Origin of the sequence: Shewanella sp. A32, from assembly GCF_029167175.1 — a bacterium.
In the GTDB taxonomy this organism is placed as follows: domain Bacteria; phylum Pseudomonadota; class Gammaproteobacteria; order Enterobacterales; family Shewanellaceae; genus Shewanella; species Shewanella yunxiaonensis.
Map to the genome: position 1 here is coordinate 133,307 of NZ_JARFTS010000008.1, position 20,989 is coordinate 154,295.

The 20,989-nt window shown below is 48.7% G+C and carries 20 protein-coding genes; 7 read left to right on the forward strand and 13 right to left on the reverse strand.

Translation table 11 applies throughout. The features are described from left to right. Positions 1-72: 72 nt before the first annotated feature. Complete coding sequence (locus PY479_RS08555) at positions 73-1,830, reverse strand: PDZ domain-containing protein (protein ID WP_212596551.1); 1,758 nt, start codon at positions 1,828-1,830, stop codon at positions 73-75. A gap of 275 nt (positions 1,831-2,105) precedes the next feature. Here PY479_RS08555 and hinT point away from each other — a divergent pair, with 275 nt between their 5' ends. The 4 genes from hinT to PY479_RS08575 are packed head-to-tail and all read left to right on the forward strand — an operon-like array spanning position 2,106 to position 3,838. Then, positions 2,106-2,480, forward strand: coding sequence for a purine nucleoside phosphoramidase (hinT, locus tag PY479_RS08560; RefSeq protein ID WP_275483495.1), 375 nt, complete (start codon positions 2,106-2,108; stop codon positions 2,478-2,480). Further along, complete coding sequence (locus PY479_RS08565) at positions 2,477-2,971, forward strand: PaaI family thioesterase (RefSeq protein WP_212596111.1); 495 nt, start codon at positions 2,477-2,479, stop codon at positions 2,969-2,971. The genes hinT and PY479_RS08565 overlap by 4 nt, the downstream gene beginning before the upstream one ends. 5 nt (positions 2,972-2,976) lie before the next feature. After that, a complete protein-coding gene (locus PY479_RS08570) occupies positions 2,977-3,432 on the forward strand; it encodes a PaaI family thioesterase (RefSeq protein WP_212596112.1) in 456 nt (151 codons plus the stop codon). A gap of 13 nt (positions 3,433-3,445) precedes the next feature. Further along, a complete protein-coding gene (locus tag PY479_RS08575; RefSeq protein ID WP_212596113.1) occupies positions 3,446-3,838 on the forward strand; it encodes a DUF1425 domain-containing protein in 393 nt (130 codons plus the stop codon). A gap of 82 nt (positions 3,839-3,920) precedes the next feature. Here the strand turns inward: PY479_RS08575 and PY479_RS08580 are convergent, their stop codons facing one another. From PY479_RS08580 to PY479_RS08595, 4 genes are all read right to left on the reverse strand, one after another. Then, the gene (locus PY479_RS08580) at positions 3,921-4,478 is read right to left on the reverse strand and encodes an isochorismatase family protein (RefSeq protein ID WP_212596114.1); all 558 of its coding nucleotides are present in this window, start codon (positions 4,476-4,478) and stop codon (positions 3,921-3,923) included. 413 nt (positions 4,479-4,891) lie between these two features. After that, on the reverse strand, positions 4,892-5,179 hold the full coding sequence (locus PY479_RS08585) for a helix-hairpin-helix domain-containing protein (protein ID WP_275483496.1): 288 nt from the start codon (positions 5,177-5,179) through the stop codon (positions 4,892-4,894). Between the two features lie 46 nt (positions 5,180-5,225). Further along, a complete protein-coding gene (locus PY479_RS08590) occupies positions 5,226-6,494 on the reverse strand; it encodes an O-acetylhomoserine aminocarboxypropyltransferase/cysteine synthase (RefSeq protein WP_212596116.1) in 1,269 nt (422 codons plus the stop codon). A gap of 112 nt (positions 6,495-6,606) precedes the next feature. Then, positions 6,607-7,389 (reverse strand): helix-turn-helix transcriptional regulator, encoded by a 783-nt coding sequence (locus tag PY479_RS08595; protein ID WP_212596117.1) that lies wholly within the window; start codon positions 7,387-7,389, stop codon positions 6,607-6,609. Positions 7,390-7,496: 107 nt separating this feature from the next. On the opposite strand from PY479_RS08595, the gene PY479_RS08600 reads away from it, so the two are divergent. The 3 genes from PY479_RS08600 (at position 7,497) to PY479_RS08610 (ending at position 11,142) form a co-directional block, all read left to right on the forward strand. Then, the gene (locus PY479_RS08600) at positions 7,497-8,498 is read left to right on the forward strand and encodes a bile acid:sodium symporter family protein (RefSeq protein WP_275483497.1); all 1,002 of its coding nucleotides are present in this window, start codon (positions 7,497-7,499) and stop codon (positions 8,496-8,498) included. A 135-nt stretch (positions 8,499-8,633) separates the two neighbouring features. Beyond that, positions 8,634-9,236, forward strand: coding sequence for a glutathione transferase GstA (gene gstA / locus PY479_RS08605; protein ID WP_212596119.1), 603 nt, complete (start codon positions 8,634-8,636; stop codon positions 9,234-9,236). 187 nt (positions 9,237-9,423) lie between these two features. Beyond that, positions 9,424-11,142, forward strand: coding sequence for a phospho-sugar mutase (locus PY479_RS08610; RefSeq protein ID WP_275483498.1), 1,719 nt, complete (start codon positions 9,424-9,426; stop codon positions 11,140-11,142). 59 nt (positions 11,143-11,201) lie between these two features. Here the strand turns inward: PY479_RS08610 and PY479_RS08615 are convergent, their stop codons facing one another. From PY479_RS08615 to PY479_RS08650, 8 genes are all read right to left on the reverse strand, one after another. Then, entirely contained in the window at positions 11,202-11,384 is a 183-nt protein-coding gene (locus PY479_RS08615) for a DUF2892 domain-containing protein (protein WP_212596121.1), read from the reverse strand. Between the two features lie 213 nt (positions 11,385-11,597). Then, a complete protein-coding gene (gene panP, locus PY479_RS08620) occupies positions 11,598-13,241 on the reverse strand; it encodes a pyridoxal-dependent aspartate 1-decarboxylase PanP (protein WP_275483499.1) in 1,644 nt (547 codons plus the stop codon). 187 nt (positions 13,242-13,428) lie between these two features. Then, positions 13,429-14,586 (reverse strand): glycerate kinase, encoded by a 1,158-nt coding sequence (locus PY479_RS08625; RefSeq protein WP_212596123.1) that lies wholly within the window; start codon positions 14,584-14,586, stop codon positions 13,429-13,431. A gap of 56 nt (positions 14,587-14,642) precedes the next feature. Next, the gene (locus PY479_RS08630; RefSeq protein WP_275483500.1) at positions 14,643-16,001 is read right to left on the reverse strand and encodes a GntP family permease; all 1,359 of its coding nucleotides are present in this window, start codon (positions 15,999-16,001) and stop codon (positions 14,643-14,645) included. A gap of 172 nt (positions 16,002-16,173) precedes the next feature. Then, positions 16,174-17,319 carry a sugar diacid recognition domain-containing protein gene (locus PY479_RS08635; protein WP_275483501.1) on the reverse strand — a complete coding sequence of 382 codons (1,146 nt, stop codon included), beginning with the start codon at positions 17,317-17,319 and terminating at the stop codon, positions 16,174-16,176. Between the two features lie 5 nt (positions 17,320-17,324). Continuing rightward, a complete protein-coding gene (locus PY479_RS08640) occupies positions 17,325-17,933 on the reverse strand; it encodes a uracil-DNA glycosylase family protein (protein WP_212596126.1) in 609 nt (202 codons plus the stop codon). Positions 17,934-17,943: 10 nt separating this feature from the next. Continuing rightward, the gene (locus tag PY479_RS08645) at positions 17,944-18,546 is read right to left on the reverse strand and encodes a hypothetical protein (RefSeq protein WP_212596127.1); all 603 of its coding nucleotides are present in this window, start codon (positions 18,544-18,546) and stop codon (positions 17,944-17,946) included. A gap of 347 nt (positions 18,547-18,893) precedes the next feature. Next, positions 18,894-20,978: an MtrB/PioB family decaheme-associated outer membrane protein gene (locus tag PY479_RS08650; RefSeq protein ID WP_212596128.1), complete on the reverse strand. Its 2,085-nt coding sequence runs from the start codon at positions 20,976-20,978 to the stop codon at positions 18,894-18,896. Positions 20,979-20,989 lie beyond the last annotated feature (11 nt).

Genomic DNA, 20,989 nt, shown 5'->3' on the forward strand with positions numbered 1-20,989 from the left:
ATTTTGCCGCTGCATTCAAACGAAGAAAAGAGCGGTTGGCACCACTCTTTTCTAATCCGCATGCTAAAAGGTTTAGTCTAGCCACGCTTTGGCTTGCTGTTCATCTTTCAGGATAAGTGACACTGTGTCTTTGGCGGCAACCTCGATGGGTAACTCACCACTCATCAACACATCGTCACGGAACCAATGCAGAGTAATGGCTGCGCCTGCTGCATATCGTTGCAGTGCTTGCTCGAACTGCGCTCCGACTTGCAGTCCATCGGCGGCAATCAACAGGTCTTTGGCACTGAGTCCTGCTTTGTGCGCCGGAGAGCCATTGCTGACGCTGGTAATACGAATCCCCAAGCCTTCCGCTTTATACTTAGCGCCAAAGCCGATAGCGAGTCCGTCAGCATCGCCGCCACCTTGATCGCTGTTGCCGCTACTGGCACGTAATTTTAGCTCAACGCCAAATTTAGCTAAAAGTTCTGCCAGTGGCAGATCGTCAACCTTGCTGAGCCAGGCAAATTCAGCACTGGCATCACGGCCGAGCAACTCACCGTAGAGCTGTTGATGGCTATCATCATCGGTGCCAACGGCTTTTTGACCAAAACGCTGCCAGAGTGCACGCATCAGGTCATCCAGAGATTTTTTACCGTTTGTCTCTAATCTCAACGTCAAATCAAGGAACAGGGCAAATAGCGCGCCTTTGGTGTAGTAACTGACGATGGCATTAACGGCGTTTTCATCCTGCTTGTAGAACTTGGTCCACGCATTAAAACTGGAATCAGTGAGACTTTGCAGTAAGCGACCATTGCCGCGGTAAACGCGGGTAAATGTCTGACTCAGTAGCTCCAGATAGCCTTGTTTGTCTACACGGCCGCTGCGATAGGTCATCAAGTCATCGTAGTAGGAGGTAATGCCCTCATAGGCCCACAACTGGCTGGTGTAGCTTTCTGACTCCAGTTGATAGGGCATAAATGCGGCGGGTTTGATGCGCTTGACGTTCCAGCTATGAAAATACTCATGGCTGCACAGCGTCAGATAGTTGCGATAGTCTTTATCCAGCGGTGCATCCAGTGACGTTGGCAGCTCATGGCGAGAGCAGTGCAGGGCGGTTGAGGCGCTGTGTTCCAGTCCACCAAAACCATCTTTCAATACTTGTGTCATGAACAGGTAACGTTCGAATGGTGCTGGCGTACCAAAAAGCTGGATCTGACTTTCACAGATCGCCGTTAAATCGGTCAGCAATCGCGGCATACAGCATTGATGGCGGCCGGTGAGAATCACGTCATGGCGCACGCCGCACGCTTCGAAGGTTCCTACGGTAAAAGTGCCCATCTCCACCGGGTGATCGATAAGCTCGTCATAATCCTTGGCACGAAAACGGCCAAACTGCCAGTCCTCGCCGCTCATGCGCGGCAACATGGTCGCGAGTTGCCATCCGGCAATGCCTTTCGGCGGTAGAATTTCGACATCGTGAGCATGTTGTTCGCGGCCTGATACTGCCAGAAATACGCTACTGCCATTGAAAAAACCGTGGGTCTGGTCCAAATGTGCTGTTCGCACGGATAAGTCCCAGGCATAGACACGGTAACGCAGATGCAGAACTTCGGCAGTTGATGCAACCTGCCAGCGCTGCTTATCTAATTGCTGCAACGCTAGTGGTCGATTGATTTCATCGAAGGCGCGAATATCAATGAGATTTTTTGCAAAGTCGCGCACCATATAACTACCGGGTAGCCAGGCGGGCAGCCACAGTTGTTGTACTGGGGCGGGTTTATCGATGCGCAATGCAACTTCAAACAGATGAGCCACCGGATCGATAGCGGTAATCTGATAACGGATCATGGGACGAGAAAGTTTGGTGAGCTTAAGATGACGATCATGCTGCCAAAAATGACTGTTGACAGCAATCACAGATAACAATTTTCGACGATTTTATGCCGTGCCATCATGCTGCCAGCGTGATGGTCAACCTGAAGGCTGTTGCTGCCGGTTTACAGCAAATTCGACACGGCATGATGGTTTGAGCGCTCCATCTGTGATTGCTTCGGTTATAATGGCTAAATAGACAAAAAACTGTGATATTAAGGCGTTGAGAGTAATACACCGGAGAGTGGACTATGGCCGAAGAAACCCTATTCAGTAAAATTGTACGGCGCGAGATTGCAGCAGATATTGTATATCAGGACCATTTGGTAACAGCCTTCAGGGATATCACGCCCAAGGCACCAACCCACCTGTTGATTGTACCTAACCATGTAATCCCAACGGTTAATGATGTTAAGTCCTCTGATGAGCAGGCATTGGGCAGGATGTTTACCGTGGCGGCCAAGCTGGCTGCAGAAGCCGGGATTGCCAAAGACGGGTATCGGTTAATCGTCAATTGCAATGAAGATGGTGGTCAGGAAGTGTTCCATGTTCATATGCACCTGTTAGGTGGCGAACCTTTGGGGCCGATGCTGAGTCGCAAAAGCAGTAGCAAGAGCGATAAATGAAGACCAATCCCGAATTTTTCCCAATGACCGGGTTGGCAACCCGGTTTGTTAACCAGTTAGCTCAGTGTCGCCGTCTGGGATTGCAGGTGCATGAAGCTAGCGAACATCATGTGTTGTTGGAATTGCCATACAATGAAAAGCTGATTGGTTATCCTGATACCGGCGTATTGCATGGCGGCGTGATCACCACCCTGATGGATACCGCCAGTGGCTGTGCGGTTGTATGTGCGATTAAGCAGAAATTTGATTCACTGGAAATCTCACCGACGCTGGATCTTCGTGTTGACTATATGAAACCGGCACAACCACATAAACCCATATATGGATTTGCCGAGTGTTATCGATTGTCATCCACGGTGGCCTTTACTCGCGGTATTGCCTATCAGGACAGCATTGATGATCCACTTGCGCATGCCGTGGGGAGCTTTATGCGGATAAGCCCAGAGATGATCGGTGACGCATTTAGGCAAGCGTTAATGGGAGATGAGTAGCACGCATGAGCGACAACAAAACTCAGATAAGTGATGTTAAATCTCTGGTCGCTAAAGTCGCCGAGACCAATGATTTTAGCTATCTGCTGGAGCACGTGCCCTATGCCCGTTTTATTGGTATGGAGGTCAACCGCTTCGGTGATGAGTTGGTATTTTGCTTACCAGCCAAAGAAGACAATATCGGTAATCCGGTGCTGCCTGCGTTACATGGCGGGGTGATGGCTGGGTTTATGGAGATGTCGGCGATCATCCAACTGATGGTATTTATGCAAACGAGTAAAGTGCCTAAGGTGGTGGATTTCTCTATCGATTACCTGCGCGCTGGTTACTACAAGGACACTTATGCTGAATGCTATATCACTCGGCAAGGGCGGCGTGTCGCCAATGTGCATATCAATTGCTGGCAAACAAATCGCAAACAGTTGATTGCTACGGCGAGAGCGCATTTTCTGATCGATTGATGAAGGAGTATCTATGATGAAAACGGCTGTGCTAGCGATAATGGCATTATTCACTCTTGGGGCTTGTGTGACCAATACCGCTGGAATTTATGCGAATTCTCAAGGCGTTAATCGGGTTGACAATGGCAGCATGGGGCGCAAGCTCAGTGTTGAAGGTATACAAGCGTATCCGGGCGGCGGTCAGCTTAATGGCTATGCAACCTTGCAAAGCCATACGTCATATGATCAGAATTTGCAGTATCGCTTTACCTGGTACGATGCGAATAATATTGCCATCGATGCCGAAAATAAGAGTTGGGTGCCAGTGACACTGCATGGATTTCAGCAGGTGCAGGTTAAGTCCACCGCACCTAATGGTCGAGCTAGCTGGTTTGATTTTCAGGTGAGAAACATCATCCCAAACTAACCATACTCGTCAGCAACAAAAAACCGTGGCCAATCACCACGGTTTTTTATGGGCAGTCACTGATCGCTTCAGCAGCGGGCAATTAAAGCGCCAGGGTTGCCGCAACGGTTTCGGTGGCAGTTAACTGCGCAGTTGGTATCGCGCGGATAGTCGGGCCGAAACTGGTAATTGCGGGCAGCGTGCAGTTATGGTGGTGGCGAATGCATGCGGCATCGGCATGGGCCTTGTCCATAGTGGTGTGAGCATCTGCAACCAAATCTACGGAATATCCCAGGGCCGCGGCACGGCGCACAGTCGTATCTACACAGAATTCAGTGGCGAAGCCACAGATGATCAGGTGCTCGATACCATGCTGATCCAGTAATGGTTTCAAAATAGTGTTTTGGAAGGCATCTGGGGTGCTCTTCTGTACAAACTGATCACCATGACGAACTAACAAATCCAGCTGCAAATGCCAGCCGTCACTGCCGGGTTCCAACCCTGGTCGTTGGTGTTGAACATAGACAACCGGATAGCGTTGTGCTCTTGCCCATTCAGTTACTGAGTTAATGTTGTTGACAGTCGCGGAGGCTCTATATGGCAGAGGTTCCTGCTCGAAAAAAGCGCGCTGTACGTCTATAACCAAAACCGCTGTTTTCATGTGATGATTTCCTTACGATCTGCCAAAGTGACACCCTGTGCCGCATGACGGATCTGCTTTGCTGGGGAGATTTCAAGGCGATTTAATCACGCCCGGATGTTAAAAATACCCGGACGAGAACATAGAAATTGCGGTATTGGTCAAAAAAAAAGCTGATTAGATTTTGCTGATATCAGAATGTGAAGTTCGGCTAATTATGCAAAATTGAAAATGAGATCTATGCTGCAAAATTGAAGGCGTCAACAACGGTCTGTGCATACGTGCAGGGGATGTGTTTAAAAATCCGCATTCATTTCGGCGCGTACTTTTATCCGGCAAAGTTAAGGCAGTTTGTTGAAAATATGAAACAGCGGATGCCTCAGATTATCGCTACACTGACTAATACTTAAGCTGAGGAAAACGACCGTCCGACATTATAAACGGTAGCGAGTTTTGCGCTCGGCAGTGTAATGCCACCAGGCTTTTGGCGGTTCACCGTCGGCAAACCGAGTAATTGAAATAAATACATCTAATACGCAGGGATCTTGACGTTGCCCCGTCAAGTCGCACAGAGCCAGATACAACTTATATGGATCTCGTCCACACAGCTGTTTGGGGGTAGAGATCCCCAGTTGCTCAAGATCTTTCGCCATCGCTTTGCCAATATTCGGCAAGTCAGTCAGCTGGTGAACTTGGTCACGTTCGACTTTGTCGGGATGCATAAACGTTCCTGAACAGGGGCAGCATAGCAACTGCCCCGTAGTGACATTAAGCCTTCAACGCCTGATCCAGGTCGGCGATGATGTCATCAATATGTTCAATACCGATGGACAAGCGGATCATCTCCGGTTTTACGCCAGCTTGCAGCTGTTCATGAGGCTCCATCTGACGATGGGTGGTTGACGCTGGATGGCATGCCAGGGTCTTGGCATCACCAATGTTTACCAAGCGTTTAATCATCTTCAGTGCATCATAAAAACGTACGCCAGCTTCATAGCCGCCTTTCAGACCAAAAGACAGAATCGCAGAAGGTGTGCCGTTCATATATTTCTGCGCCAGTGCATAGTAGGGGGATTCTTCCAGTCCTGCGTAACTTACCCAACTGACTAAGTCATGCGCCTTGAGGAATTCGGCAACTTTGGCTGCGTTGTAGCAATGACGTTCCATACGTAGCGGCAAGGTTTCCAGTCCTTGCAACAACAGGAATGCGTTCATTGGCGACAGTGTTGAGCCGGTGTTACGCAGTGGCACTGTACGCGCTCTACCGATAAAGGCGGCAGGTCCAAAGGCTTCTGCATAGACAACACCATGATAAGAGGGTTCTGGTTGATTAAATACCGGGAACCGTTCTTTGTGTTCCGCCCAAGGGAATTTGCCTGAGTCGATAATGACACCACCAAGCGACGTCCCATGACCGCCAACATATTTGGTGATGGAATGCACCACGATATCGGCGCCAAAATTAATGGGTTTGCATAACACCGGACTGGCAACCGTGTTATCGACAATTACCGGTACGCCTTGCGCGTGGGCCAATTTGGCGATGTTTTCCAGATCGGCAATATTTCCTGCCGGATTGCCGATAGATTCGCAATAGACCGCTTTCGTTTTATCGTCGATCAGTGCCGCGAGACTTTCTGGCTTATCATCTTTGGCAAATTTCACCTGAATGCCAAGGCTCGGCAGCATGTGGGCAAATAACGTATAGGTACCACCATATAGTTGCGGCGTAGAGACGATGTTATCGCCTGCCTGTGCCAATGTGAGGATGGCGTAGTTAATTGCCGCGGCACCGGCACTGACGACCAGGGCACCGACACCCCCTTCGAGTGCCGCCAGACGTTTTTCCAGCACGTCGTTTGTTGGATTCATCAATCGTGTGTAGATATTGCCGGGAACTGCCAGATTGAACAGATCAGCACCATGCTGGGCGTTATCAAATTCATACGCTACCGTTTGAAAAATCGGCACGGCAACAGATTTGGTGGTGGGGTCAGTCTGGTAGCCATAGTGGATGGCAATCGTTTCATCTTTCATTTCGTTGGTCCGTTAACAGTGATGCGGTTATAGAAGCACATAAGATTCAACGCGAAAAGAGTGCTGGCGCAAAAATTGGCGCGCTCGGTCACCATTAGTGCGTTGAGACGCTTCAGGTTTTGAAATATTGTCCTGGTGTTTTGCCAAATTGTTCGCGAAAAGCGGCCACAAAGGCTGAGACTGAATCATAGCCGCAATCGAGGGCGACCGTGGTGACTGATGTGCCATCACGCAGAGCTTCCAGCCCTTTGAATAAGCGTAATGAGCGGCGCCACTGGCGGAAGGTCATGCCGGTTTCTTCTTTAAATAACCGGCTGATACTGCGGTCACTTAATCCCTGTGACAGGGCAAGTTGTGCCAGCGGTACATTGTCATCTGTTTGCTGTAATTGCTGGCATAAGCGCTGGAGTCGTCGATCTTGTGGCATGGGTAGTTGCAGTGGCGCGGATGGCAGCTCAGCCAGTTGATCCAGCAGCACTTGAGCCAGACGTGCAGCGGGGGTATCTGCCAGATATTCTGCTGGATTAGCGCTGAACCGGATAATCAGTTCTCGCATCAGTGGTGTAATTTCGCATACCAAAGGCTGTTGCCAACGGGGGTGGAGTAGTTGCGACGAATCCACATATAGACTGCGCATCACTGCGGCACCACCAGATACCACTTCATGTTGTTCTTGGGGCGGCAACCAGATGGCATATTGCGGTGGCGCTACATAGCGGCCACGGCGGGTGTTGACGATTAAGATACCCGACAATGCGTAAGACAGCTGACCCCAAGGATGGCAATGCCAATCTGTCTGGCTACCATTTTCGCTCCAGGATTCTGCCCGCGCATAAACCGGTCGCGGTAGGGCAGTCAATGACGGGATCAATCGCTTTTGTCTTATTTTCGACATTTTTTTGGTTTTTGCCGTTAGTCGGAAAATTCCTGAGGATTACTCTAGGGCAATTATCGGCACATTGCCAATGTGTAAATATACGCACCGTATTAATGGAAGAGAAAATGGCACTGTATACATCGTTAGTAAAAACCTTGAAAAAAGAGTGGTTCCTGTTAGGCATGGTATTGGCTATCGCTTTGGCCGCATTGTTTCCCGGGCCTGGCCATTCTGGTGGCGTGATGCATCTGGATAAAATTACCGGTATTGGTATCGGGATTATCTTTTTTTTACACGGGGTTGGTTTGTCGCCTGCGGCGATCCGCGCCGGACTAGGCAACTGGCGTTTGCACCTGCTGACCCAAAGCACCACCTTTGTGTTATATCCGCTGTTATGGCTTTGTTTTGCTTGGTTGTTCAATCTGTTATTGCCTGCGGCCTTGGCCCTGGGATTTTGTTATTTGCTAGTGTTGCCTAGCACTATCTCTTCATCAGTTGCCATGACTAGTGTGGCGCACGGTAATGTGCCAGGAGCCATATTTAATGCTTCGCTTTCCAATATCATCGGCATTTTTATCACGCCGTTGCTGGTGGGATGGTTTATGGGGGTTGCCGGTGGTGCTCTGGATCTGACACATACGATTGTCAGCATCGCCGAAATGTTGTTGTTACCGATGATTGCCGGGCAGTTACTGCGTCCGACACTGCTCGGCTGGGTACAACGGCATAAGTCATTGACTGGCAAAGTTGATAAATTGGTGATTTTGCTGATTATCTATAACGCTTTTTGTGATTCGGTCACGCAAGGGATTTGGCACGATTTCTCGGTGCCAATGTTGGCGACTGCAATCGCGTTGTGTGTGATTATCCTATTGCTGGTGGTGTACTTGTTACAGCGACTGACCCGAGGTTTAGGCTTCCCGGTAGAAGATGAGATCGCAGCACTATTTTGCGGAACTAAAAAAACGCTGGCGGCAGGAGTCCCCATGGCGAAAGTGATTTTTGGTGCGGATCCGCGCCTTGGCATGCTACTGCTGCCGATTATGTTGTACCACCCGTTGCAGATTTTTTACTGTGCGATCCTAGCCAATCGTTATGCAAAACGTCCGCAATTAGCTACGGCTTAAATGGGATGAATGTTATTCGCAGGCAGATACTTACTCCACAGTAAGTACTTGTCTGCCACAAATGTAACAGTAGACTGGTGTTTCTTCTCCGCGGTGTATATCACCCAGTTAACTTACAAAGGATGATTGCTCTTTATGAAACTGTATTTCACTCCGGGCGCTTGCTCATTGGTACCGCATATTTTGCTCGAAGAACTGGGACTGGCATTCGAGCTGGAACAGGTGGACCTAAAAACTAAAACCACCAAAAGCGGCGCAGACTTTTCTGCAATAAACAGCAAGGGATATGTCCCCGCGTTAGTTCTGGATAATGGTCATGTACTGACAGAGGTTTCTGTGCTGGCACAATATCTGTCTGATTTGAAACCTGAGGCCGGACTTATACCCGCCGCCGGTGAGGCACGTTACCAACTGTTGAGTTTACTCGTATATATCTCCACCGAAATCCATAAACCGATGGGTTCTTTATTTAATCCTAACGCGAGTGACGACGCCCGTGCAGCCGCTCAAACATTGTTAACTCGTCGCCTGAACTGGATTGCCGCTGAATTGGCCGGCAAGCCCTATTTGACCGGTGATAGTTACACCGCGGCAGATGCTTACCTGTTTACCGTGTTGGGGTGGGCGCGGTTGGTGAACTTTGATTTAAGCCCATGGCCAACATTGCAGGCATTGTGTGGCAAAGTTGCTGAGCGACCAGCGGTACAACGTGCCATGAAAGCCGAAGGTTTAATTTGATCGCTTAATGTTGGTTTGTGTTACACCACTGAGCGCAATAAACAACGTAAAAACATTAGCCGCCACCATTTATGGTGGCTTCTTTTTGGGACGGTGAGAAACTCGCCAATGATGGCAATGTGACTTGAGAAGCAAGGGCAATTTGCCTATGGTGAATGCCATTCAGTTGCCAAAATAGAGGATGAAAATGGATAGTCGATTGGCAATGCAACTTAATGCCTGGCTGGAAATGGATCCTGATCCCCAGACGCGTGAAGAATTGCAACAGTTAATGCAGCAACGCGATGACCAAGAATTGGTTAAGCGCTTTGCTGGACGCTTAGCCTTTGGTACCGCAGGACTTCGGGGCGAAGTTGGTGCTGGTCCCACTCGGATGAATCAATTAGTGATCCGACAGACTGCTGCCGGTCTGGGGCAGTATTTGCTACAGCAGCTCCCGGATGCCAAGAGTCGCGGAGTTATCATTGGTTATGATGGTCGGTTGGATTCGGCGCGATTTGCCACAGATACTGCCGCAGTGCTGACTGCTCAGGGAATTACCGTGCGAATTACCCGCCGTGTTTGTCCAACACCTCTGGTGGCTTATGGCGTTAAACATTTTGGTGCTGCGGCTGGCGTGGTGGTCACTGCCAGTCACAACCCGCCGCAATATAACGGCTTTAAAGTGTATTGGGGCAATGGTGCTCAGATTATTCCGCCGCACGACGCGGGTATCGCTGCTTGTATCACCGATGCCGCCATTCACAAAGTGCCCGTGAAATCATTGGTTGATGCTGAAGAAGAAGGGCTGCTGCAATGGCTGGGGGATGCGTTTTATCTGAGTTATCGTAAGGCTGTTGGCGCGATGCCATTGTTACAAGCAAGCACTCGCAAGAAAGATATGGGTATTGCTTATACTGCGATGCACGGTGTGGGCGCTGAAATGGCCAAGGTGCTATTGGCTGATGCGGGCTTCACGCGGGTGTATTCAGTCGCTGCACAGGAACAACCTGATGGGCACTTCCCAACCGTCAATTTTCCTAATCCAGAAGAAGCCGGTGCAATGGATCTGGTGATCGCAGAAGCAAGCAAGTATCAAGCGTTACTCGCTTGTGCCAACGATCCAGACGCTGACCGTTTCGCCGTGGCTGTGCGTCGTGGTGATAATTATCAGATGTTATCAGGGGATCAAGTTGGCGCGTTGTTAGGCCATTATTTATTACAGAAGGCACCAGCGCACCAACGGTTGGTGGGCACCACTATTGTGTCTTCTGCGTTACTTTCGCAAATTGCCAAGGCTGCTGGTGGTGAATGTTATACCACCCTTACCGGATTTAAGTGGTTAGCCAATGTGGGAATGAAACAGCAGAGCGATAAGCAACAATTCCTGTTCGCTTATGAAGAGGCTCTGGGTTACACGGTTGGCAATTTGGTATGGGATAAAGATGGATTATCAGCCTTGTTGGCCTTTGTGCAGATGACGGCAGAAGTTATTGCAGCAGGTAAGAGTCTGTGGCAGCAACTGGAAGCGATTTATCGTGAACACGGAATCTATCTCAATCGGCAAGTGAGTATTGCACTTAAGCCTGATACTCCTGATATTGGCGGTGGGTTGCGCCAGAATCCGCCGCAAACGATCGCCGGTATGAAAGTGTTATCTGTGGCTGATTTGAAGACCCATCAGCAAGTTTTTGCTGACGGGCATGTGGAGGTGATTAATCTCCCTGCTAGTGATGTGCTGATTTATCATTTGGAGAATGGTGGTAGGGTAGTGGTCCGTCCATCCGGCACCGAACCCAAAATTAAATGTTATTACCAGTTGGTGGAGCCATTGTTACCACAGGACAATCTTGAGGCGGCTGAATCAAGAGGTAATCTGCGGATGGATGTCTTAATAAAACAGCATCAGGCTTCTTTGCCGCAATAACATACAGTTGAAATGAAAAACGCCGACGTTCAATGTCGGCGTTTTAATCTGATAAGCCATTATTTCTTGCAGCTTGAAATGCCCAATGGCACGTATAGCGGACACCAGCCAAAGACGGCGGTAAGCAGCGGTATAATGCCGATAATGCCCCACCAAGACTGGTAATAATAGCCAGCGGCCATAATAGCGAGGCCAATAATGGCCCTAATGACTTTATCAGTTGTTCCCACATTACATTGCATAGCGATTCACCTCTTAGCACTAGGCTCATTCAAAGAATGGGCGAATTTTTGCGTCTGTGTAACAGTGCAATTATGTGCCGTTTGGCAATGGTTATCTATCAGAAATTTAGGCCATTTCGGTAAAGACGATAACCACAGAATTGGACGACAATCTCATGTCGTACTCAACTTTTTTAGCTTTGTGCTTATCAAACCATGCCCGTACCTATCCGATTATTCACAGGCGGCCTGTAACTTCATCAGTAGTCCATGTTGTTGGCTGGCGAGTAATTGTTCCTCTGCCAACACATCTTTGAGAATTTGTTCGGTGGTTAATGGATTCGCCAGCACGACACGAAATACGGTGACGGTTTGTCGCTGATAACGTGCAGGTTGCAAACGCGTTCTTGAAACAAAGGAAATCCCCTGTTCGCGTTGAGTTTTTTGTACAACCTGCGTGAGTTCGTTCAGTAGCCCGTTGATACAATTAACCTTTTCCCAATCGTTGGCCGCGATTGCTGCGCTGAGTGCTTGCTGCACTTGCTGTGGCACATAGCGATAGGTGAGCAAACATAACTCGGGTTCACTGATCAGTTCAAAATCTGGATCTGCTTTGATGAGTCCGGCAAAAAAGCGGGCTTTTTCCAGTGAATTGTTGATAAGAATTTCGTAACCATGATGTCCGATAATATTCAGACACGCATGCACCAGCATCGCCATCCCGGGACGAGAACCTTCTAGTGTTTGTGATCCTAAATCCTTTGAGCCTCGCCGCAGAATATATTCGGCATGATGTACGATCGCCCGTGCCAGTTTTGGGTCACGGAATAACACCATGCCGGCTCCCATTGGTACATACAACTGTTTATGTGCATCAATCGTGACTGAGTCGGCGCGTTCAATACCGTCTAATAGATAACGATACTTCGATGACATCAAGCTGGCTCCCCCCCAAGCGCCATCGACGTGAAAGTGGCATTGGAATTCCGCTGCTAGATCGGCCAGTTGGGGGAGTGGGTCGATATTACCGGTTTCAGTGGTGCCAGCAACACCTACAATAGCCATCACGCGAATGCCGGCAGCCGTCAAGCGTTCCGCTTCGGCGCGCATCTTCGCAACATCAACCTTGTTATTGGCATCAGTAGGGATCGATACAATATTTTGCCGCCCAATCCCCAACAGATCGGCCGCTTTCCCCAAGGAATAGTGACCACGCTCAGAGACCAGAATGGCCAAATCCTGCCAGCCATAATGACGTAGTGCTGCCATCAATCCGGCACTGGTGACACCAGGAAAATCACCATCGGCTTTTAACAACTGATTTCGGGCAATCCACAATGCCGTGATATTGGCAATGGTACCACCGGAACAGAACGCGCCCAGCGAATGGTCCGCACTGTGCATCCAGCGGTCATAAAACGAGGCTTCATTTCCGAATACCAGATGATGCATCATGCCAAGAACCTGGCGTTCCAATGGTGTAAACGCTTTTGAGGTTTCGATTTTGACCAAGTTCTGGTTCAACCCCACCATGACTTTTGACAGTGGCAACACAAAATAGGGCATGGCGGAGGTCATATGACCGATAAAACTCGGTGCCGCGGTGTGCACTGAGTGCGCTACCAAATTTTGCATCATCTCTTCAGTGTAATCAGAGACAAATGTCGGTTCCATGGGAATGTCGTAAGCCTGAAAATCCTTTTCAATCTCACCCAATGGCTTTTCCAGCGCAACGATGCTCTGCGTCAAAAAGCCAGCCAGATCTTCAGACAATGCATGTTCGATTTTGCTGAGGGTAGACTCAGGCGCTTCTGGCACAGTGAAGATGCGCATCATGCTCTGCGTGGAGGCAGTTGCTTTGCGTGGCTTTTCAGTCATGTATGGTTTGGAACTCAGCTTACAAACGCCAGCCTAAGGCTCGGCGAAATTGGTTGGGGTGCTCACTTTACTGCAAGCCGTTTATGGCGACAAGTTCTGAAGAGTGGGAGTTGGATCACGTGGCTGAAGATAATGACCCGGAACCGCACGGAGCACGTTCCAGGTCATCGACAGTGGACAGGTACAATCAAGCTTTACTTTGTTGTCCTAATGCCCACATGGCGGCAATATTTCGGGCGGCTCTGTGCAGGTTGGGGCGGGCATGCTGCAATGCATGTTCGATATCAGTGGCCGCCGGGATCACATCAAAAATGGCGTCCATTCCTTTTTCCAGAACTTTTTCTGCTCCATCACCAAGACATCCAGCAATACCGATCACTGGGATCTGCTGAGCTTTGGCCAGTCGCAAAACGCCCATTGGGGTTTTGCCATAGATAGTCTGACCGTCAATACGCCCTTCACCGGTAATGACCAGATGTGCACCAATGAGCTTTTCTGCCAGTCCCACAGCTTCCATGACAATATCAATGCCAGGGCGCAATTTGCCCCCCAGAAAAGCCATCACTCCGAGGCCCATACCGCCAGCAGCTCCTGCCCCTGGTTGTTCACGTAGGTCGGCAAAACCGCTACGAGCAAGCACATCTGCATAATGCCCAAGTGCCTTATCCAGCAGTTGTACCATTTCGGGTGTCGCGCCTTTCTGTGGTCCAAATACCGCTGACGCGCCGCGTTCACCACAGAGCGGATTATCAACATCGCAGGCAACTTCCACCGTACATTCTGACAACAGCGGTTGCAGTTGTGACAGGTCGACACTTGCCAGCTGTGACAATGCGCCACCGCCAACCGGCAATTCTTCACCAGCCTGATCCAATAATCTGACACCAAGCGCCTGTGCCATGCCTGCTCCACCGTCATTGGTTGCACTACCGCCTAGCCCCAGAATGATATGACGAATACCGCGAGACAATGCGTCATTAATCAGTTCACCGGTGCCATAAGTCGTCGTGAACAGTGGATTGCGGTCGGCCATTTTGACATGGTGCAGACCTGAGGCTGCCGCCATTTCAATCACCGCAGTTAGCGGTGCATCTGCGGTTTGACCAAGAATACCGTAGTGGGCACTGACTTTATTTCCTAACGGACCAGTCACCTGTATCTCAATGATGCTGCCATTAGTGGCATCTACCATTGATTGCACAGTACCTTCGCCACCATCGGCAACCGGGACTTTCAGATATTCAGCATGGGGTAAGTGAAGCTTAAAGGCTGCTTCTATCTCAGCCGCAACTTCCATAGCACTCAGACTTTCTTTAAATGAATCCGGCGCGATGACTATTTTCATTGATTGATCCTGTTACAGCAGGCTGCCGCCCAATGGGACGGCAGCAACACGGAATATTACAACAATACCAAACTCAGCAACCATACAAAGATAATGGTCACTATACCTTGAACTAACGTTGCCATGGTTTGAGCTTTATAGGCTTGTGACACACTCATGCGGCTGAACTGGGTAACCACCCAGAAGAAACTGTCATTTGCATGAGATACTGTCATTGCACCGGCACCGATAGCCATTACGGTCAACACATGGCCCATTTCAGAACCTAAACCTATTGACTCAAGCATAGGTGCTACCATGGCAGAGGTCGTTACTAACGCTACAGTTGAGGAACCTTGGGCGGATTTAAGTGCTGCTGCAACGATGAATGGCATAAAGATACCAATCCCCAGTGCAGACAGGGTAGTTCCCAGGTAATCACCAATGGGGGTGGCCTTGATCACTGCCCCAAATGCACCACCGGCACCGGTGATCAGCAAAATGGGCGCAGCGCTGGTTAAGCCTTCAGAAATGCGCTGAGAAAATTCATGCATGCGCTTTTCTGGTTTCAGTAACAGTAATGACAACAATAATCCTACCATCAACGCAATCAGCGGTTGACCTGCGAAATGCAGTAATGCAAACAGATTGCCTGTGCCGAGTGGTTTTGACGGGAAGTTAGCGATAGAACCAATACAGATCAGCAGAATCGGAACAAAGATTGGCGCGAAAGAGGCCATTGCGCCCGGCAGTTTACCGTATGATGCTTTAACCTTTTCGAACTCTTCTGCCTGATGTACTAGTTCATCAGCACCTTCGCCTTCTGGCACATCCTTCATAAAGCGATTGGCCCACAATAAGCCGGCTGCCGCAGCAATGATAGCGACGACCAGACCAACCCCAATCACTAAGCCTAAGCTATCTTCTAAGCCGAGGTTACCAGCTGCTGCAATAGGACCCGGTGTAGGTGGTACAAATGTATGAGTCGCATACAGACCTGTTGCCAGCGCCACACTCATGGCAACACTGGAAACTTTCATACGACTAGCCATGGATTGTTTCAGACTGTTCAAAATGACAAAGCCGGAGTCGCAGAACACCGGAATTGACACAATATAACCAATGATGGACATGGTAAGTGTGGGGAAACGGTTACCCAGTAATTTAACTACTGAGTCTGCCATGGTGATAGCAGCACCGCTTTTTTCCAGAATAGTTCCGATGATTGTCCCCAATACAATCACTAGACCGATATAACCCAGAATACCACCGAAACCGGTACTGACGGTTTTCGCAATATCCTTGAGCGGTAAGCCGAAGCAGAGTGCAGCGATAAACGTTGCCAGCAACAGCGTGAGAAACGGATGAAGCTTAAGTTTGGATGTGGCGATCACGATAAAAATGATCACTCCCAGTAATATCAATACCAGGTTCATGATGGTCCCTTAATTTTTTGTTATTTGGGTGTATCAATAGGCGTTTATATCCCGTATCTAATAGGTACAAGGACTCTGCCATTATGCGGGAGGGAGGGCTGGAATGGCTTTGGGGATGATCACGGAAATTGCGATTGGATATCACAATTTTTTGGAGGTTTGCACAAAAAGTCTAGGAGCGCAGTCGTTCCAGCACTTCACCAAGATAAAGCTGTAGTAAGCCATCCAGCGAGTTCAGATCAATTCCGGTGATTTGGGTGATTTTTTCCAGCCGATAACGCAGTGTATTGCGGTGAATATATAAAGCATCAGCACAACGTTGCTGATCACCAAAATGTTGCAGATATACCTGCAGGGTTTTGGTCAGAACGCCGCGGCGATCGCGTTTTTGCAACAATTGAAATGGGGCTGCAAGTTCCTGACCGCGCCAATCGTCCCCAAGTCCTGACAGTAATACCGATAACACATGATCCTGATACAGGTATTTTGTCTGCTCTGGCGCGCGTTTCTTTCCTAGCGCTAAGGTTTCACAGGCGGTGCGGTAAGATTTCACGATACCGCCTGCACCCGGAAAATAATGCCCCAATGCAATCTTCAGTCGGCCTTTGGTATCTGTGGGTAAGCGTGCCAATAGTTTTTCAATTCGAATATCTTCGAGTGAGGGATCCCAGCTGCAACCATCAAGAAATGCTGGTTTGAGGATGACCAGTTGATCCATCGCTGTCAGCGCGACTAAGTTGTTACGCTGTGGATATTCCAGGAGCAATTGAATGTCTCGTAGACTCGTATGCTGTTGTTCCTGTGACGGTAATTCAATAACTGCGGCGACTCGCGGTAGACTGAGATCAATCTGCAATTGCTTGGCCCAGGTTTGCATCTCTTCTGGATAGGTTCCTTCATGGCGTATCAACTGCAGAATGAATTCTTCCCGTTGTCGCTTCCGCCATTGTTCCACTTCCATGGAGTTTGCCTGCTCCACCATCATTTCAGCCGTCATTTTTAGCAATTCGCCATACTGGGCTAATTGCTCTGGGGCACCCGTAATACCCACCACGCCGATGATCTGCCCATGATAATGCAACGGCAGATTAATTCCGGGCTTCACACCATGCAAACTCTGAACACTGCCTTGATCAATCGTTACAGTGCGGTTTTGGCTGATGGCTAGCAGCGCCCCTTCATGAATAGTATTGATACGACTGCTGTCGCCGGAACCGAGAATAACTCCCTGACTATTCATGACATTAATGTTGTGGTCGATAATGCGCATGGTGCGATCGACAATCTGTTGGGCGGTGGCAGCGTCGAGAAAGTACATGATGGTTATCCGTTTATCAGCTCAGCGATACGCTGCTGCAATAAGGGCAACAATGTCTGTTCAAAGAGTGGATGTTGCTTTAACCACAGTCGATTACGTGGACTGGGGTGTGGCAGCACCAATAATTTGGGCCAGAGTGACTCCCAAGCGGCAACCGCCTGAGCCAGATTGGCTTTGGCAAATTCGGTGCCTGCTAAGTGCCACGCCATGGCATATTTTCCCAATAGTAAAGTCAATTGAATATTAGGTAAGGCATTCAATAGTTGCTGTCGCCATTGGCGGGCACATTCGGGCCTCGGCGGCAGATCGCCTTGGCGACGCCCCTGTTTTTCCTGAGTACCGGGATAACAAAATCCCATGGGGACGAGTGCGAACAGTTGTGGATCATAAAACTGTTCTCGACTGACCCCTAGCCATAGCCGAAGCCTGTCCCCACTGACATCATCAAAAGGCAGCCCACGCTCGTGAGTTACCCGACCGGGAGCCTGTCCGGCAATCAAGATTTTAGCGGGGGTGGCAGCCTGTAATATGGGCTTGGGCGGTAATGGCAAAAATTCCCGGCATAAACTACAGGCTCTTACCTGTTGTAACAGACTGTCTGACGGAAATTTCATTAGCACTAGACTAACTTCCCAGTAAGAGTTGCCAAATGTAATACAACTTATAAACACACCAGCCTGCAGGTAGTAATATTAACAACCAGCGGCAGCTTTTGAACAACCGGTTTTCCTGGGGTTGGCGATTGACGGTAAACCAAGCGAGAATTGCTGCAATGACAGATAACGGCCAGGCTAACAGGGATAATAAAGACAGTACTGCGGCGGCAGCTAACATTATCCAACCCGCATGCGGACCGCTTCTGCGGGGAGAGTTTTTTAGTTGAAGCGGCAATAATGCCAAGGCGGCTGCAATAATAATCAGCCCCAAATTTAGGGTGAGATATGCGGTAGAACTGTTATCCGCCAAGACCATCGCAGCGGCAATTAATGGCATCAGTAACGAAAGCGAGGTATGGGTAATGACAAACCGGCGACTGTTGTACTGACCGTTAAAATAAAATAGTAACTGCAACGCTAAATTCACAAGGGTGAAGCCACCTAACCCCAGGATCACAAAGACACTGGCGAGTACGCCATTAGTTTGATCAGCAAAAGCGGGCAGGGAACTGGTGAGTAAAATGGTTGCAAAAACTATGCGTATGCGAAGAAGAAAGGAACTGGAGTTCATACCGTATGGGGCTTGTTATAAATAATCCGACATACCTTGTCGTAAACCGGCGCTAGTTGCAAGGCTTGTGTGCACCGAGAGTCACATTCCTTGTAAAAAATTGGGCGGGTCCCTCCGCCTGAGTATCACAAGGTAAAATTGTGACGGTTTGACAACCGGAATTCATGCTTATTTAACGAGTATAACATCTGTATGTTAAATAAATGTAATGCGATTCTATGTTAGGTTTTCACAGCTGGCAAGAGAAATATAGAATCTTTGTGATTCAACAGCTTAAATTAGACTAATGGATTATTCTGGCAAGAAAAAAGCCCGCGACATGCGGGCTTTCTAATCGTTTTTTTATATCAGAGCTTGTAGTTGACACTTAGCATCACTAAATGCGCGGTGTAATCGTGGCTGGTATCACCAAAACTGAGTACGTTCCAGATACTATCGACGGCCAGATCATTGGCATCGTCGTTGTCCAAATACTTGATCATTTTGTAATCCAGACGAAGTGCTACTTTTTCTGTGGCCTGATATTGAGCATAAGCATTGATATCATGTTCCTTGGAATAGTAATCACCATAATCACCGGTTACACCCTGACGTACTTTAGTGGTAGAGCTAGATTTTGAGTAAGTGTAATCCAGTCCCAGGCGCAGTTTTTTCTCCAACAAGTTGTCGTAGTATACTCCCGCACCCGCTACATCCACTTTGTCTTCGGTGTTAGCGAACCAATTAGGTGTGCTGTAGGTAGAACTACCAGCCTGTTCATTCTTGATATTCTCATAACTGTAGAACAGGTTTAAGTTCAGATCTTTAAGCAACTGGTAGTTGATATTGGCATCGTAATTCATGTCACGTGATTGTGTCAGACCGATTTCAGTATCGCTGTAGTCATCCAGTGCATATCGACCACCTACGTCAATGGTAAGATTTTCCAGTGGTGTATGAGTCACGTGGGCTTCCACCATCTTACGATAGCGATTTGCCAGATAGTATTTGCGCAACAGGGCATTGGATTCAGAAGAGGTCCATTGCGAGGCATCATAATTAGAACCATCGCGTTTGCCCCAACTACCTTTTACTGACATATTCCAGTGCTCAAAAGTACTGACCCCGAGGCGGGCCCACACTGTATTTTCGTCATTGATTTCACGGTCTGAGTAGTTACGTTCGGTACGATCGTAATCATAGCCACCGGTCAGTTTCACACCACTGATAATGCGATAGTCCGCTGTCAGCTTACCTCTCTGTTTAGTAGAGTCGTAAGGCGTGTTGTACACGGCATTGCCGGTAACGTTGTTGACACTGATCTGGGTCCACTCGTAAACATCGGTCTGATTATCACGGTCGTAATAGTCATAGCTGCCGGATATCCGCAGATCATTACTGATCTTATGCACCGCGCGAATATCCATATCGGTGATATCGACTTCTGCATCCAGATTACTTTCTGGTAAGGCGTAGCTGTAGCCGGAAGTTACAAAGTCTGAATCTTGTGACATACGGCCAATCATCAGCCGGCCACTAACCATACTGCCACCACCATGGTACTGACCACTCAGTGATACCGTGTGGGCATCATTGTCAGGATCTAGTGATTTATAGCCAGAAGTTGACCCATCCAAGGTAGTGAAGGCGCTATCAAAACCAAGGCTCTCATTATCATTGCGGAAGAATGAACCGTTATAAGACAGCTCAGTAAACCAGTGCTCACCGTTGAGTTTGACACCCGCAGCGACAGTGTCGGTGCTGTAGTCGACAGGCTCTGGCAACATGGTGGATTGATTATAGATGGTACCGGAAGTCGTTTTTACACCAGTTTTATCTTCACGCTGGTAATTGACAAATGTACTCCAGAGCTGATCTGCCCGGTACTCCAAGCCAATACCATAGCGTTTACGCTTAAGTGATTGTTCGAATGTAGTCAGGCTTGATTGTAACCCGGTCATGCTGTCACTGGAACCTGCGGTTATCCAACTATCTGGAAGAGACAGATAACTTGAGCCAATACCGGAATACGGTGTCATTCCGGTTTCGCTACCGTACGTGGCAATCTGACGGTAATTGGCAGTAACCTTGTACTTACCAATCTTACCTGAGCTCACTTCAGCGCGGCCGTTCTCCATGCCCAGATTAGTGGCTTTAATTTCAGCTTTGTAACCATCTTTTCCACGATAAGTCACATCTGCGTCGACTTTGCCAACAATTTTATTTTCTGCGGCCAGCGCGTTAGCTGAGTGGATATCATCACCGTTATTGTATCCGGCTCCGACACTAACGCTTCCAGTTGCGCCTGTTTCAATCTTACAGGCACTGCACTTCCAGTTTTTTGTATTGAGATGGGCAGTGTTGGCATCTGCGATGCCATAACCATCTGCTGCCATTGCTGCACTAGCGTTGGCCAGTAAAGCAATAGTGATCAAATTAAATTTAAATTTCATCTTCCTGCTCC